The organism is Actinomadura harenae (genome assembly GCF_003696215.1).
In the GTDB taxonomy this organism is placed as follows: Bacteria; Actinomycetota; Actinomycetes; order Streptosporangiales; family Streptosporangiaceae; genus Spirillospora; species Spirillospora harenae.
Window position 1 is genome coordinate 1 of sequence record NZ_RFFG01000010.1, and the last position, 14427, is coordinate 14427.

At 72.9% G+C, this 14427-nt stretch carries 12 protein-coding genes and 1 tRNA gene; 7 read left to right on the forward strand and 6 right to left on the reverse strand.

The genetic code is table 11. The features are described 5' to 3' along the window. Positions 1-995: carboxylate-amine ligase (locus EBO15_RS07580; RefSeq protein WP_122193606.1), on the reverse strand; the 995-nt coding region annotated here is incomplete at its 3' end. A gap of 231 nt (positions 996-1226) precedes the next feature. Here EBO15_RS07580 and EBO15_RS07585 point away from each other — a divergent pair. The 7 genes from EBO15_RS07585 to EBO15_RS07615 all read left to right on the forward strand — a co-directional run bounded on the left by EBO15_RS07585 (position 1227) and on the right by EBO15_RS07615 (position 9160). Then, positions 1227-3044: a methylmalonyl-CoA mutase family protein gene (locus tag EBO15_RS07585; RefSeq protein WP_122193607.1), complete on the forward strand. Its 1818-nt coding sequence runs from the start codon at positions 1227-1229 to the stop codon at positions 3042-3044. Beyond that, on the forward strand, positions 3041-5257 hold the full coding sequence (gene scpA, locus EBO15_RS07590) for a methylmalonyl-CoA mutase (RefSeq protein ID WP_122193608.1): 2217 nt from the start codon (positions 3041-3043) through the stop codon (positions 5255-5257). Before EBO15_RS07585 ends, scpA begins: the two co-directional genes overlap by 4 nt. Next, a complete protein-coding gene (gene meaB / locus EBO15_RS07595) occupies positions 5254-6234 on the forward strand; it encodes a methylmalonyl Co-A mutase-associated GTPase MeaB (protein ID WP_122193609.1) in 981 nt (326 codons plus the stop codon). Before scpA ends, meaB begins: the two co-directional genes overlap by 4 nt. A gap of 174 nt (positions 6235-6408) precedes the next feature. After that, a complete protein-coding gene (locus EBO15_RS07600; RefSeq protein WP_122193610.1) occupies positions 6409-7389 on the forward strand; it encodes a GNAT family N-acetyltransferase in 981 nt (326 codons plus the stop codon). 172 nt (positions 7390-7561) lie between these two features. Continuing rightward, positions 7562-8191 carry a GAP family protein gene (locus tag EBO15_RS07605; RefSeq protein WP_122193611.1) on the forward strand — a complete coding sequence of 210 codons (630 nt, stop codon included), beginning with the start codon at positions 7562-7564 and terminating at the stop codon, positions 8189-8191. Positions 8192-8623: 432 nt separating this feature from the next. Then, positions 8624-8694 (forward strand) — tRNA-Asn (locus EBO15_RS07610). 25 nt (positions 8695-8719) lie between these two features. Continuing rightward, the gene (locus tag EBO15_RS07615; RefSeq protein WP_122193612.1) at positions 8720-9160 is read left to right on the forward strand and encodes an HNH endonuclease; all 441 of its coding nucleotides are present in this window, start codon (positions 8720-8722) and stop codon (positions 9158-9160) included. A gap of 169 nt (positions 9161-9329) precedes the next feature. Here EBO15_RS07615 and EBO15_RS07620 read toward each other — a convergent pair whose 3' ends face one another. The 5 genes from EBO15_RS07620 to EBO15_RS07640 all read right to left on the reverse strand — a co-directional run bounded on the left by EBO15_RS07620 (position 9330) and on the right by EBO15_RS07640 (position 14272). Further along, a complete protein-coding gene (locus EBO15_RS07620) occupies positions 9330-10349 on the reverse strand; it encodes an aminotransferase class V-fold PLP-dependent enzyme (protein ID WP_233616041.1) in 1020 nt (339 codons plus the stop codon). Positions 10350-10590: 241 nt separating this feature from the next. Beyond that, the gene (locus EBO15_RS07625; protein WP_122193613.1) at positions 10591-11499 is read right to left on the reverse strand and encodes an NmrA family NAD(P)-binding protein; all 909 of its coding nucleotides are present in this window, start codon (positions 11497-11499) and stop codon (positions 10591-10593) included. An 84-nt stretch (positions 11500-11583) separates the two neighbouring features. Further along, entirely contained in the window at positions 11584-12564 is a 981-nt protein-coding gene (locus EBO15_RS07630) for a zinc-binding dehydrogenase (RefSeq protein ID WP_122193707.1), read from the reverse strand. A 55-nt stretch (positions 12565-12619) separates the two neighbouring features. Continuing rightward, a complete protein-coding gene (locus tag EBO15_RS07635; RefSeq protein ID WP_158628146.1) occupies positions 12620-13096 on the reverse strand; it encodes a MarR family winged helix-turn-helix transcriptional regulator in 477 nt (158 codons plus the stop codon). A 249-nt stretch (positions 13097-13345) separates the two neighbouring features. Further along, entirely contained in the window at positions 13346-14272 is a 927-nt protein-coding gene (locus tag EBO15_RS07640; protein WP_199744385.1) for a ketopantoate reductase family protein, read from the reverse strand. Between the last annotated feature and the right edge of the window lie 155 nt (positions 14273-14427).

Sequence of the window (14427 nt, forward strand, 5' to 3'; positions counted from 1 at the left end):
GCCAGCAGCCGCTCCAGGCCCGTCTCGGCCAGGGCGGTGTCGCCGGCGTCGTCCAGCGCGGGGCGGGCGTGCGCGAGCAGTGCGGCGGCCAGGTCGGCGAACCGCGCGGGGCGTCCCGTCCGGACGTCCAGGCCCTTGCCGCCGAGGCCGTCGCGGGCGGCGAGCCAGTACGCGGCCCGGAGCATCTCCTGGGACGGCGCGGGCGGGGGCTCGCCGGCCTCGACCTTGGCGAGCGCCACCTGGGCGAGCGCCCGGACGAGCGCGGCGAACAGCGCGGCCCCTTCGGCGTCGAGCGCCACGTCCGCGAGGCGGATCTCCAGGGTCGGCAGGCGGGAGGAGGGACGGACGTCCCAGAACACCGTGGCCAGGTCCATCAGGGCGCCGCAGCCGAGCAGCGCGGCGATCAGGTCCTCGTAGTGGGCGAGGGACTCGAACATCGGCGGCGGCCCGGCGACGGGCCAGCGCGCCCAGGACATGACCCGCCAGCAGGCGTGCCCGGTGTCGCGGCCCGCCCAGAAGGGCGAGTTCGCCGTCATCGCGAGCAGGGTCGGCAGCCACGGGCGCAGATGGTTGCTGACCTGGACGGCGCGGGCCCGGTCGGGCATCTCCACATGGACGTGGCAGGAGCAGATGCACTGCTCGTCGTCCAGTGCCCGGTAGGTGGCCAGGCTGTCGGCGTAGCGCGGGCCCGGCGTGATCGGCGCCGGGAGCAGGTCGCCGAGGACGGGCGTGCCGGTCGCGACCAGCATCAGGTCCTCGGCGCGCGCCGCGTCCGCCATGGTCGCCCGCATCGCGCGGATCTGCTCGGTCAGCTTGTCCAGGTCGTCGCACGGGGAGGTCTTGGCCTCGGCGAGGAAGCAGACCAGCTCGGCGGACGCGCGGTCGCCGAGGGTCTCCGCCGCGCGGGCGACGACGGCCCCGGCGCGCGGGACCACCTGGCGGGACCGGGGATCGACGACGAAATACTCTTCCTCGATACCGAACCTGAGGGCCATCCCACCACCTCGGTGCCGGGGCCGGCGCGGCGGGGCCCGGTGAGGCCCGCCGGACCGGACGGTCACCTATGACGGTACGTGCCCGTTCGTCCGGTTGCACGCCTCCGGTCAGAGTCACGTCACCCGGCCGGGATTCGGGCCTCCTGCCCCCAAGAATATGGGGCGCCCGCAGGGCGGCTCCGGGCACCCCGGTCGTCGGAGCCGGGGCGCCGCTCGCCTACGATCCCTGCCATGACGGTGCCGCCTGAAGAACTCGAAATGGCCGCCGCCTTCCCCCCGGCCGAACGCGACCGGTGGCGGGAGATGGTGAGGGGCGTGCTGCGCAAGTCCGGCGCGGCCTCCGAGGACACCCCCCTCGACGAGATCGACGGGCTGCTCGCCCACGAGACCGGCGACGGCGTGACGATCGCCGCGCTCTACACCGCCGAGGACTCCGCCCCCGGACGGCCCGGTCTCGCCCCGCGCGTGCACGAGGTCCGCCCGGAGGGAGAGGGCCTCGCGGGCTGGGACGTCCGGCAGCGGCACGGCCACCCCGACCCCGAGACGACCCGCGCGGCGATCCTGGCCGACCTGGAGAGCGGCGCCACCTCGGTCTGGCTGACGCTCGGCGCGGGCGGCGTCCCCGTCGCGGCGCTCCCGGACGTGCTCCGCGACGTCCACCTGAACCTCGCGCCCGTCGTCCTGGACGCGGGCGCGGAGACCGGCGAGGCCGCCGAGCTGTTCCTCTCCCTCGCCGCCGCGCGCGGCACCGAACCGTCCGGGAACCTGGGCGCCGACCCGCTCGGCCTCGCCGCCCGCACCGGCGCTCCCGCGATCCTGGACGACGTGGCCGTCCTGGCCCTGCGGTGCGTCCGGGAGTTCCCGAAGATGCGCGCCTTCACCGTCGACGCCACGCCCTACCACGACGCGGGCGGCGGGGACGCCGACGAGCTCGGCGCGGCCGTCGCCGCCGGGGTCGCCTACCTGCGCGTCCTCACCCGCGCGGGCCTGACCGTGGACGAGGCGTTCGGCCAGATCGACTTCCGGTTCGCCGTCAACGCCGACCAGTTCGCCTCCATCGCCAAACTGCGCGCCGCGCGCCGCCTCTGGCAGCGCGTCGCCGAGGTGTCCGGCGCCTCGGACGGCACGGTCGCGACGATCCACGCCGTCACGTCCTCGGCGATGATGACCCGCCGCGACCCGTGGGTGAACATGCTGCGCACCACCGTCGCGGCGTTCGCGGCCGGAGTCGGCGGCGCGGACGCGGTGACCGTCCAGCCGTTCGACGCGCGCCTCGGCCTGCCCGACGACTTCTCCCGCCGCATCGCCCGCAACACCCAGACGCTCCTGCTGGAGGAGTCGAGCCTCGCGCGCGTCGTCGACCCGGCGGGCGGCTCCTGGTACGTCGAGCGCCTCACCGAGGACCTCGCCCAGGCCGCCTGGTCCTGGTTCACCGAGATCGAGAAGGCGGGCGGGCTCGCCGCCGCGCTCGCGTCCGGCCTGGTCGAACGGCGCCTGGGGGCGACCTGGGAGCGCCGCCGCCGCGACATCGCCCACCGGAAGGCGCCGCTGACCGGCCTCAGCGAGTTCCCGAACCTCACCGAGGAGCTGCCGTCCCGGCGGCCCGCCCCGTCCGTCGCGGGCGAGGGCCTGCCGGTGGTCACCTACGGGCAGGACTACGAGACCCTGCGGGACCGTTCCGACGCGCACCTCGCCGCGACCGGCGCGCGCCCGAGGGTGTACCTGGCGACGCTCGGCCCGGTCGCCGCGCACACCGGGCGCGCCACCTTCGCCGCCAACCTCTTCCAGGCGGGCGGCGTCGAGACCGTCGCCGGCCCGCCCGAGGGGTTCGCCGCGTCCGGCGCCACGATCGCCTGCCTGTGCTCGTCCGACAAGGTGTACGAGGAGAAGGCGGCGGACGCCGCGCGCGCCCTCCGCGACGCCGGGGCGGTGAAGGTGTGGCTCGCGGGCAAGGGCTCCCACGACGGAGTCGACGCGCGGATCTTCGCCGGGGTCGACGCGGTGGAGGTCCTCACGACCACCCTCACCGATCTGGGAGTGAACCGATGATCCCCGACTTCTCCGAGATCGAGCTGGGCGCGCCCGTCACGGCCGACGAGGCCGCCAAGCGCTGGCGCGCCGCCGCCGGGGACGACACCCCCGTCTGGGACACCCCCGAGGGCATCGCCGTCCCGTCCCTGTACACCGGCGACGACCTGGCCCCGCTCGACTTCCTGCACACCCTGCCGGGCATCGCGCCGTTCCTGCGCGGCCCCTACCCGGCCATGTACGCCACCCAGCCGTGGACGATCCGCCAGTACGCGGGCTTCTCCACGGCCGAGGAGTCCAACGCGTTCTACCGGCGCAACCTCGCCGCCGGGCAGAAGGGCCTGTCGGTCGCGTTCGACCTGGCCACCCACCGCGGCTACGACTCCGACCACCCGCGCGTGTCCGGGGACGTCGGCATGGCGGGCGTCGCGATCGACTCCATCTACGACATGCGGCAGCTGTTCGACGGCATCCCGCTGGACCGGATGTCGGTGTCGATGACCATGAACGGCGCGGTGCTGCCGATCATGGCCCTGTACATCGTGGCCGCCGAGGAGCAGGGCGTCCCGCCCGAGGCGCTGGCCGGGACCATCCAGAACGACATCCTCAAGGAGTTCATGGTCCGCAACACCTACATCTACCCGCCCGCGCCGTCCATGCGGATCATCTCGGACATCTTCGCGTTCACCTCGCGGCGGATGCCGAAGTTCAACTCCATCTCGATCTCCGGCTACCACATCCAGGAGGCCGGGGCCACGGCCGACCTGGAGCTGGCGTACACGCTCGCCGACGGCGTCGAGTACATCCGCGCCGGACGCGACGCGGGCCTGACGATCGACTCGTTCGCGCCGCGCCTGTCGTTCTTCTGGGCGATCGGCATGAACTTCTTCATGGAGGTCGCCAAGCTGCGCGCCGCGCGCCTGCTGTGGGCGAAGCTGGTGAAGCAGTTCGACCCGGAGAACCCCAAGTCGCTGTCGCTGCGGACGCACTCCCAGACGTCCGGCTGGTCCCTGACCGCGCAGGACGTCTTCAACAACGTCGCCCGCACCTGCGTCGAGGCCATGGCCGCCACGCAGGGCCACACCCAGTCGCTGCACACCAACGCGCTGGACGAGGCGCTCGCCCTCCCGACCGACTTCTCCGCCCGGATCGCCCGCAACACCCAGCTGCTGCTCCAGCAGGAGTCCGGGACGACCCGGACGATCGACCCCTGGGGCGGCTCCGCCTACGTCGAGCGCCTCACCTACGACCTGGCCCGCCGCGCCTGGCAGCACATCCGCGAGGTCGAGCGGGCGGGCGGCATGGCCCGCGCGATCGACGAGGGCCTGCCCAAGCTGCGCATCGAGGAGGCCGCGGCCCGGACGCAGGCCCGCATCGACTCCGGACGCCAGCCCCTGATCGGCATCAACAAGTACCGGCCGGACGCCGACGAGAACATCGAGGTGCTCAAGGTCGACAACGCGTCCGTCCGCGCGCGGCAGATCGACAAGCTGCGGAGGCTGCGCGAGGAGCGGTCCGAGGACGGCGTCCGCTCGGCCCTCGACGCGCTGACCCGCGCCGCGACCGCCGCCGAGGCGGGCACCCGCGGCCCCGGCCTGGACGAGAACCTGCTGACCCTCGCCATCGACGCGGCCCGCGCCAAGGCGACCGTCGGGGAGATCTCCGACGCGCTCGAGCGGGCCTACGGACGGCACTCCGCGCAGATCCGTACGATCTCCGGTGTGTACCGGGAAGAGGCGGGCCAGGTGTCGGCGATCGAGGAGGCGCGGGCCCTCACGGCCGCGTTCGAGGAGGCCGAGGGGCGGCGGCCGCGCATCCTCGTCGCCAAGATGGGCCAGGACGGCCACGACCGCGGCCAGAAGGTCATCGCGACCGGCTTCGCCGACCTCGGCTTCGACGTCGACGTGGGCCCGCTGTTCCAGACCCCCGGCGAGGTCGCCCGCCAGGCCGTCGAGGCGGACGTGCACGTCGTCGGGGTGAACTCGCTCGCCGCCGGGCACCTGACGCTCGTCCCCGCGCTGCGCGCCGAGCTCGCCGGGCTGGGCCGCGCGGACATCATGATCGTCGTGGGCGGCGTCATCCCGCCGCAGGACTTCGACGAGCTGCGCGCCGCCGGCGCCTCGGCGATCTTCCCGCCCGGCACCGTCCTGGCCGAGGCCGCCCAGGACCTCCTGCGCGACCTCGCCGCCCGCCTCGGCCACGCCGGCCAGGGACAGGGGGAGTCCGGGGCGTGACGCGACCGACGCTGGAGGACTACGTCGCCGGCGTCCGGGACGGCTCGCGCGCGTGGATCGCCCGTGCGATCACGCTCGTCGAGTCGTCCCGGCCGGACCACCGCGCGCTCGCGCAGCGGCTGCTCGCCGAGCTGACCCCGTTCACCGGGAAGGCGCGCCGGATCGGCATCACCGGCGTGCCCGGCGTCGGCAAGTCCACCTTCATCGACGCCCTCGGCACCGACCTCACCTCGGCCGGGCACCGGGTCGCCGTCCTCGCCGTCGACCCGTCGTCCACCCGCTCGGGCGGCTCGATCCTCGGCGACAAGACCCGGATGAACCGCCTGGCGGTGGACCCGCACGCGTTCATCCGCCCGTCGCCGACCGCCGGGACGCTCGGCGGCGTCGCCAAGGCCACCCGCGAGGCGATGGTCGTCATGGAGGCCGCCGGATACGACGTCGTCCTGGTCGAGACCGTCGGCGTCGGGCAGTCCGAGACGACGGTCGCCGAGATGGTGGACACCTTCCTGTTCCTCACCCTCGCCCGGACCGGCGACCAGTTGCAGGGCATCAAGAAGGGCGTCCTGGAGCTCGCCGACGTCATCGCCGTGAACAAGGCGGACGGGCCGCACGAGATGGAGGCCCGGCGGGCCGCCCGCGAACTCGCCGGCGCGCTCCGGCTGCTGCGCAGCGACGAACGCGTCGCCGACACACCCGTCCTGACCTGCAGCGCCATCGAGAACGTCGACCTCGACAAGGTCTGGGACGCCCTGGTCGCCCACCAGGACCGGCTGGCCGCGACCGGCGAACTCGAACGCCGCCGCCGCGCCCAGCGGGTCCGCTGGACGTGGGCCATGGTCCAGGATCGACTTCTCACCGAACTGCACGCGCATCCGGCTGTGCGGGATCTGGCTCCGAAACTGGACGCGGAGGTCGCGGCGGGCACCCTCACCCCCGCGCTCGCCGCCGAGCGGATCCTGGCCGCCTTCACCCGCTGACCACGGCCGTCCCCGACCGCCCTCACCGCACGCTTCGGGGGCGGTCGCGGACGCGCCGCGGGAGTGGGACGGGACGTCCGAGATCGGGCCGAAGCGCACGCCGGGTTCCGGTCGCGTCGTATCGGTTGGGTCGCGTGCGGCTCACGGGGCGTCAGGATCCGGTAGAAAGTCGGGATGGACGTCATCGCGCTCGATGATCCGACGGACCCTCAGATCCGCGGATGGCACGCGGTCCTGGCCGCCGTGCACGCGGCCGAGCCGGACGGCGAACCCACCCCCCAGCCGCACCAGACCGCCGCCCGCCTGCTCGGCGCGGAGCAGGGCTCGCGGCAGCGCCTCTGGGCCGTCCGGTCCGGGGCGGAGATGATCGGCGTCGCGAGCCTGCGGCTGCCCGGCGAGCCGGGGGCCGACCGTCCGGGCGAGATCGACATCCACGTGCACCCGGACCACCGGCGGCGGGGCATGGCAAGCGGCCTGCTCGCCGTCGCCGCCGACGCGCTGCGCGCCGACGGCCGCACCAGCGTCATCGCCCAGGTCCTCGCGCGCCCCGCCGCGGTGGGCTTCCTCGAGGCGCACGGCTTCCGGCTCGTCCTCACCCTCCAGGGCCTCCTGCTGCGGCTGCCGGACCTGCCGCCCGGCCGCGTGGACACCCTCCTCGCGTCCGGTCCGTCCGGATATGAGCTGGTCCGCTGGTGCGGTGTCGTCCCGGACGAGTACGCCGACGCGCTCGCGAAGGCCAAGCACGCCATGGCCGACCTCGCCGAGTACGAGGGCGCGCCCTGGGACGCCGACCGCGTCCGCGAGATGGCCGAGATGGTCGCCAAGCGCGGCGACGACCTCTACACCGTCGCCGCCGTCCAGGACGGCGCCATCGCGGGGTTCACCGAGATCGTCGTCCCGGCCGACGGCGCCGGGCGCGCCGCCCAGTACGACACCGCCGTCGCCCCCGAGCACCGCGGCCGCCGCCTCGGCATCTGGGTCAAGGCCGCCATGCTGACCTGGCTCGCCGGCGAGCGCCCCGAGGTCACCGAGATCGAGACCGACAACTCCGGCGACAACGCGCACATGCTCGCCGTCAACGAGGAGATCGGCTTCCGCCGCGAACGCGAGTCCCGCGAGTACCTGGCCTCGGCCGACGACCTTCCCTCCTCCTGATCCCCCGGCCGTCCGCCGATGCGGAGCACAAGGCGAACCCACGCGATCATGAGGATGGACCACGTCCTGGTCAAGAACACGGTCGGTGGTCGATACGGCGGCATTCCCTCACCTATCGTGACTCTCAGTAGGCAGGGGAGCGTCGTCCTGCCGGGGACCGACCGGGGGGACCATGAGCCTTCAAGTGCTCCCGCTGGCCATCACGATGATGGCGGGCCCGCAGATCATGGCCGCGATCATCCTGGTGACCACCGCGAGACCGGTGCGGGTCTCGCTCGCCTTCCTGCTCGGCGTGCTCGCCGCGGCGAGCCTGGGCGTGACGATCACACGCGGCATCTTCGCCCTGGTCGGCAAGAACGTCGATCTGGGCAAGGACTCCGACAACTCGTCCGTGGGGCACATCATCCAGTACGTGCTGGTCGCCCTGCTGGTCGCCGCGATACTGAGGACCTACGCGAAGCGGGCGACGGTGGAGCCGCCCAAATGGCTCGGCGCGCTGATGAACGCCGATCCGGGCCGCGCCCTCAAGACCGGCTTCCTCATGATCCTCCTGATGCCGTCGGACGTCATGGTGATGCTGACGGTCGGAGCCAACCTCGAGCAGAACCACGCGGGAATCGGCTCGGCGGCCGTGTTCATCGCGGTCACCGTCCTGATCGCGGCCCTGCCCCTGCTCGCCCTGCTGCTGTTCCGCCACCGGGCGCGGCGCGCCATGCCCGGGGTGCGGGACTGGATGAACACCAACAGCTGGCTCATCAACATCATCTGCTGCCTGGTCTTCATCGTCATCATCCTGTTCTGAGCCCGGGTCTCCCGGGCTTCGGCTCGGGTGCGTGCGAGTCCTGATCGCGTCCCCGGACCCCTCAGGCCCCGTCCCCGAACCCGCCGTCCCTCCGCTCCGACTCCGGTCGGACAGGGCTCCCTCCTTACCGGGTGCGCTCACGAAAATCCCCTCCGTGCAGCCCGGAACAGATGCACATCGCCGGGGGAGTGGAGCGCGTCGAAACGCGGGTTGGCCTCACTCACAGATGGGGACCTATTGGGCAACACGGACCCGCTGCGGCGCCGGTCGCGGCCCGTGGACGAGTCCATGGCGAGCCCTCGGATCCCCGCCGGGCGGACGGAGGCGAGCTCTCTTCGTGAGGGAGAAAACCCGTTGCTGTGAGGTGGGGCCGGTAGGCAGGCTGTTCCAGGGCTCCGGAATGCTCGGAGTCCTGAGGAATTTGCAGTCCCTTCCCTTGTGGTTCAAAGGCAGAACGCCGCACCGTTAATGCGGAAATCCAGGTTCGAGTCCTGGTGGGGGAGCGGCACACGGTTGGGGAGGTGAGCGGTGAACGTGCTCGTGCTGAACGCGTCCTATGAGCCCTTACAGAAAGTGGATCTGCGGCATGCCATCCGCATGCTCGTACGCGAGGTGGCCGTCGTCGAAGAGGCGGAGGAGGGACGCACCATCGGCCGGTTCCCCGTGCCGAGGGTGCTGCGTCTCGTCCGCTACGTCGCCATGCGCTGGCGCCACGGCAAGCGCCCTCCGTGGAACAAACGCGGCGTCTACCTGCGCGACCGCGGCCACTGCGCCTACTGCGGCGGACGCGGCAACACCATCGACCACGTCCTCCCGCAGTCCCGCGGCGGCGGCGACACCTGGGAGAACACCGTCCTGGCCTGCGGCCGCTGCAACAACCGCAAAGCCGACCGCACCCCCTCCGAAGCCGGCCTCCCCCTCCGCCTCAAGCCCCGGATCCCCCACTGGGAGGAACTGGTGTCCCGCTGACCCCGAGCCGCCTCCTCTGACCACGGCATCCGCGTTCCGCCGCCTCGCCTCCCAACAGGAGCAGACGGCGCCGGTCCGCGGATGCCGTTGTCACGGGCGTCCGTCGCGGCAGAGTACGGGGGGCGCTTGACACGAGCGGGCGTGCACGCGGCCGAGTGCCGGGGGCAGGTCAGGTCAGGGCGGTGATGGCGGTGTCGACGTCGGCCTCCGTCGTGTAGAGATGGAAGGCCAGGCGGGCCGCGCCCTTGCGGACCGAGGCGCGGATGCCCGCCTCCTCGAGACGCCCGGCCGCGCCGGGGCGGGCGACGCTGACGATCGCGCTGTCGCCGGGCGGCATGCCGAGCCCGGCCCGGAACCTGTTGGCCATCCGAACGTCGTGCTCGTGGATCTGGTCGATGCCGATCTCCAGAAGCAGCTCCAGCGTGGGCGCGGCGGCGACGTAGGAGAACCAGGGGACGGCGATGTCGAACCGCCGGGCGTCCTCGGCCAGGCGCAGCGGCGGGCCGTACGACGCGTCCCCCTCACCGGCGTACCAGTTGGCGGCGAGCGGCCGGATGCGATCCCGGACGGCCGGGCTCACGTAGCAGAAGGCCGTGCCGCGCGGGCACATCAGCCACTTGTACGCCGAGACGGCCAGGACGTCGAAGGGCGTCGCGTCGACCGGCAGCCAGCCGACCGCCTGGGTGGCGTCGGCGATGACCAGCGCGCCGTGCGCCCGCGCCGCCGCGACGACCTCGGCCGAGTCCGCGACCTCACCGGTCGCGGACTGGACCAGGCTGAAGGCGACCGCGTCCGTGCGGGCGTCGATCGCGCCGGGCAGGTCGGCGGGAGGCACCGTCCGCACGTCGAGGTCGTTCACGAGCCACGGGAACAGGTTCGAGGTCTGCTCGATCTCGGGGACGACGACACGCGAGCCGGGCGGCAGCGAGGCCGCGACCGGGGCCAGCAGCTGCGACGCGGCGGCGCCCACGGCCACATCGTCGGCGGAGACCCCGACCAGCCGCGCGAACGCGCCGCGCGCGCGATCCGTGGAGCGGTCCCACGTGTCCCAGCCGTTCGATCCGCGCCGCCACTCGGCCAGCGCGCTCTGCATCGCCTCGAACGCGGGCGTCGGCGGGATGCCGTAGCTCGCGGAGTTCAGCCATCCCGGTTCCGGGTCCCACAGACCCAGCGCATCGTCAAAATCCACTCTGGTGAGTCTAAAACGGACACCGAACCCGGCCACGCCCGCCCCGGCCCCAGCCGTCCGGCCCGTGATCACGATGCCGTCAGGAGCACCGTGCGGGCCGTCGTGAAGGTGGACGAGCCCAGGAGATCACGGAGCGGGCGCGCGTGTTGGGAAGCGGCCGGGCGTCGGCACGCCGGGCCGGCGGGCCTGGCATGCCGTCGGGTCCGTGACCGGGGCTCGCCCGGCCACGGATCTCCGAGGGTCAGGCCGTGGGGGACGCGGCGCGGACGAAGTCGGTCACCGACGTCGGGGTGATCCGCGGGTACCTGGCGTTGTCGAGGGCGTCGAACTTGCCCTTCCCGGTCACCATGCACCACTGGTACTGGAGCGCGATGTAGTCGAACGGGTTCTGGGTGAGGGCGGCCTGGCGCTCGATCTCGGCGCGCAGCTCGTCGGCGGTGCCGAGGCGGCGCAGTTCCAGGGTGCGTCCCGAACCGCGCTGGACGGCGTCATGGAACTGCCGCATCGACAGCACCTCGCCGGCGAAGCGGAGCGTGCCGGTGGCCTCCGGGTCGAGCGCGACGGCGGCGGTGTAGGCGGCGGTGTCGGGCACGGAGGTCATGTCGAGCGGCTGGTCCGGGTCGCCCCAGTGCGACAGGGTGCCCCGGTCCCAGTCGACCAGTCCCATGAAACCGACCATCACCTCGTAGAACGCGCCGTTGAGGACGGAGACGACCTCGAGTCCGGCGTCGGCGTACTCGGTGGCGGCCCGGCGACGCCAGTCGATCATGAAGTTGTCGCCGTCGTCGAGCTTGGTCACGTCGACGGCGAAGTCGGACGGGATGAACCGTCCGGCACCGGCCTTCGCGGCGGCGCGCGCGAGGTTGGCCTGGCCGTCCACGATCACGTCGGGTCCGCCCTGCACGGCCGACACGACGGTGGCGGCGTCGCCGATGCTCGCGGCGAGCTGCTCGATCGGGTCGGTGATGTCGCCTTCGACCACTTCCAGGCCACGCGACCGCAGCGCCGTCAGCGCGCCCCGCTTCTCGGCGTCCGCACCCGGTCGGACCATGGCCCGGACGGGCGCGCCCTGGTCGAGCAGGGAGCTGATGATCTGGCTTCCGAGCAGTCCGGTGGCGCCGGCCACGAAGACCTTGGAGGGAGTGGACACGTTGACTCCTAGTTCAGAAACACATCGTTAGGTTCACCCACGCCGGTATCGGCTCATGGGTGTCAGGGGGAGTCCGCTGAGGACTCAGGGAAGGAGCAGGGTCTTGCCGACCGTGTCGCGCGCCTCGACGGCGGCGTGCGCGTCGGCCGCCCGCTCCAGGGGGAAGCGCTGACCGATCACGGGCGTGAGTTCGCCCGCGGTGGCCAGGTCGAGCACCTCGGTCACCAGCTCGCGGGCCTGGGCGGGGCGGCTCCAGACGGGGCCGGTGCTGAACCCGCTGAGCGTCAGGCCCCGGCCCACCAGCTCCACGGGCCTGACCTCCAGCGGCGCGCCGCTGGAGAAGCCGAAGACGACCTGCCGACCGGACCCCGGCGTGAGCAGTTCGAACGCCTGCCGTCCGAGCGTCCCGCCGACGTGGTCGAACACGACCTCCACGGAACCGCCAGCCGCCGCGCGCACCTGATCGGCCCAGCCGGGCTGCGAGTAGTCGACGACATGGTCGGCGCCGAGACCGGCGACGAGGTCGAGCTTGCGTTCGCCGCGTGCCGCTCCGACGACCGTCGCGCCGAGCCGCTTCAGCAACTGCACCAGGACCGTTCCAACGGCGCCGCCCGCGGCCAGGACCAGGACGCGGTCACCAGGGGCGACCCGGGCCGCGCAGACCAGGCCCTGCGCCGTGGCGCCGTACCGGTAGAGCGCGACGGCGTCGTGAGGGTCGAGCCCCGCCGGAATCGGGATGAGCGAATCGGCGGGGACGGCGGCCGTCTCGGCGTACCCGCCCGTCCCCGCGGTGCTGCCAAGGACGAGAGAGCCGACGAGGGCGGGGTCACCGCCGGGACCGACCTCGGCGACCGTCCCGGCGACCTCCTTGCCGAGGACGACCGGCAGGGCCGCGCCGCCCAGCGCGCCGCGCATCGCCCCCGAACGCACCTGGGTCTCCAGGAACTGGACGCCGGCGGCGGCCACCCGCACGGTCACCTGGCCCGCCCCCGGTCGCGGATCGGGCACCTCCCCGATCGTCAAACGGTCGGGCGGCCCGAATTCGCGCAGCACAACAGCACGCATGGTGCTCATCTCCTTCAAGGGAATCGCGCGCGGTCCTTCAGGGACCGTGGCGGAGTTACGAGCCCTTCTTGATCGCCTGGGCGAAGGCGGCCAACCCGTCGGCCAGGTGCTCGATCTCGGACGGCTCCCAGCCGTCGAGGAGACCGGCGATGGTGCTCGTCCTGGCCTTCCAGAGTTCGCGGATGGCGAGCCTGCCCTCACGCGTGACGCTCACCAGCTGCGCCCGCGCGTCGGACGGGTCGGGCCGCCGCTCGATGAACCCGCGGGACTCCAGGCGCTTGGCGGGTGGCGAGAGCGTGGACTTGTCCACTTCCATCAGCTCGGCCAGGACCGACAGCCGCACGGGAGCGTGCAGGGAGATCTGCGCGAGCAGCGTGTAGTCCCCGAGCGACAGCTCCAGCCCGGAGGCCGCCATGATCCGCCGCCGCGTGGACGGGGCGAACATCCAGTTGCCCACTGTCGCCAGCGCCGCCGCCACCCGATCGGTGGCCTCCCGCTGCCGTCCGTCCCCACCCTCCGGCACACCGTCCATCCCGGCACCCTCACTCATATTGGTTGGTTGGCCCAAACCAACTATGCACCCAGGACGGCGATCTATGCAAGTGCATTCATCGGCCCACGGCACGCGAGGCCGGCACCGCGCCGGTGCCGCTCGTGCTCGCGGCGTCCACGCCGCCTCATGAAGCCGTAGACAGGGAAGCGGCGCGGTCGCCGGTCACGCGAGGACATCCTCAGCGTTCTCGGCGGCCGCGCCGCTGTTCACCACACCCTCAGGCGGGCTCTAGACACCTGTCGCCGCGTGCGGGGTCAGTTCGCTGACCAGTTTCTGTGCGAGGGGGGTCGGGACGCCGTGTTGGGTAGCCGCTCGTAGGAGGGCTCCGCCGATGGCGTCGAGTTCCAGCGGACGGCCCGCTTCGGCGTCGCGCTGCATCGAGGACTTGCTGCCGGCTGGGAAGGCGTCGTAGCGCGCCAGGACCTGGGCGGCGTCCATGGGGGCGCCGCAGGCTCGGCTCACCGCGGTGGTCTCCTCGACCAGCGCCGTCAGTTCCTCGCGCCGCTCGGACCGGATGCCGCCGATGGGGAGCCGGTAGCGGGTGGTGAGCAGGGCGAAGGGGGCGAGGAAGGCCAGCTTCGCCCAGAGGACGGCGTCCTCGCCCGGCAGGACGCGCGTCTTCGTCCCGGCGGCGGTGAGCAGCGCGGCGAGCGGGGCGAGGCGGCTTGGGGAACCTGCCAGGTCGATCTCGGTGAACGGGCTGCCGTGCTCGATGACGCCCGGGGACGTCCGCGTGGATTCGACGCGGATCACCGCGGGCACCACGCGCCGCGCGCCGAAGCGCGCCCGGAGGGCGTCGACGTGCTCGATGCCGTTGAGCAGGGGCAGCGCGAGGCCGTCGGTGAGGTGCTCGGCGGGGACGCGCTCGAGCGCGGAGCCGAGCGCGGTGTGCTTGACCGTCACGAGGCAGAGGTCGACGGGTTCGCGAAGCGCCGTGTCCGCCTCGACCTCGGCGGTGAAGCCTCCGAACTGGCCGCTGCGCACCTGGATTCCGGTGCTGCGCAGGGTGTTCGCGGTCTCCTCGCTCGCGATGCAGATCACGCGGTGTCCGGCGCGGGAGAGCAGGGCGGCGAGCAGGCCGCCCACCCCTCCCGGGCCGAGAACCGCCACCTTCGCGGGGGACGGGATCACGGCGGCGGCGTTGTCGTCGTGCACAAGGTTCCTTTCGGGTTTGCGGGTCGGCACCCGTCCGGCTCCGTTCCGGCCCCGCGCGGGAGTCGCCGGAGGAAGCGGGACGGGTTGCCGCCCTTCGCAGCGATGATTCCGAGACACCGAGAGCCAAGTCAATCCTCGGGTTTCCTTGCACATCC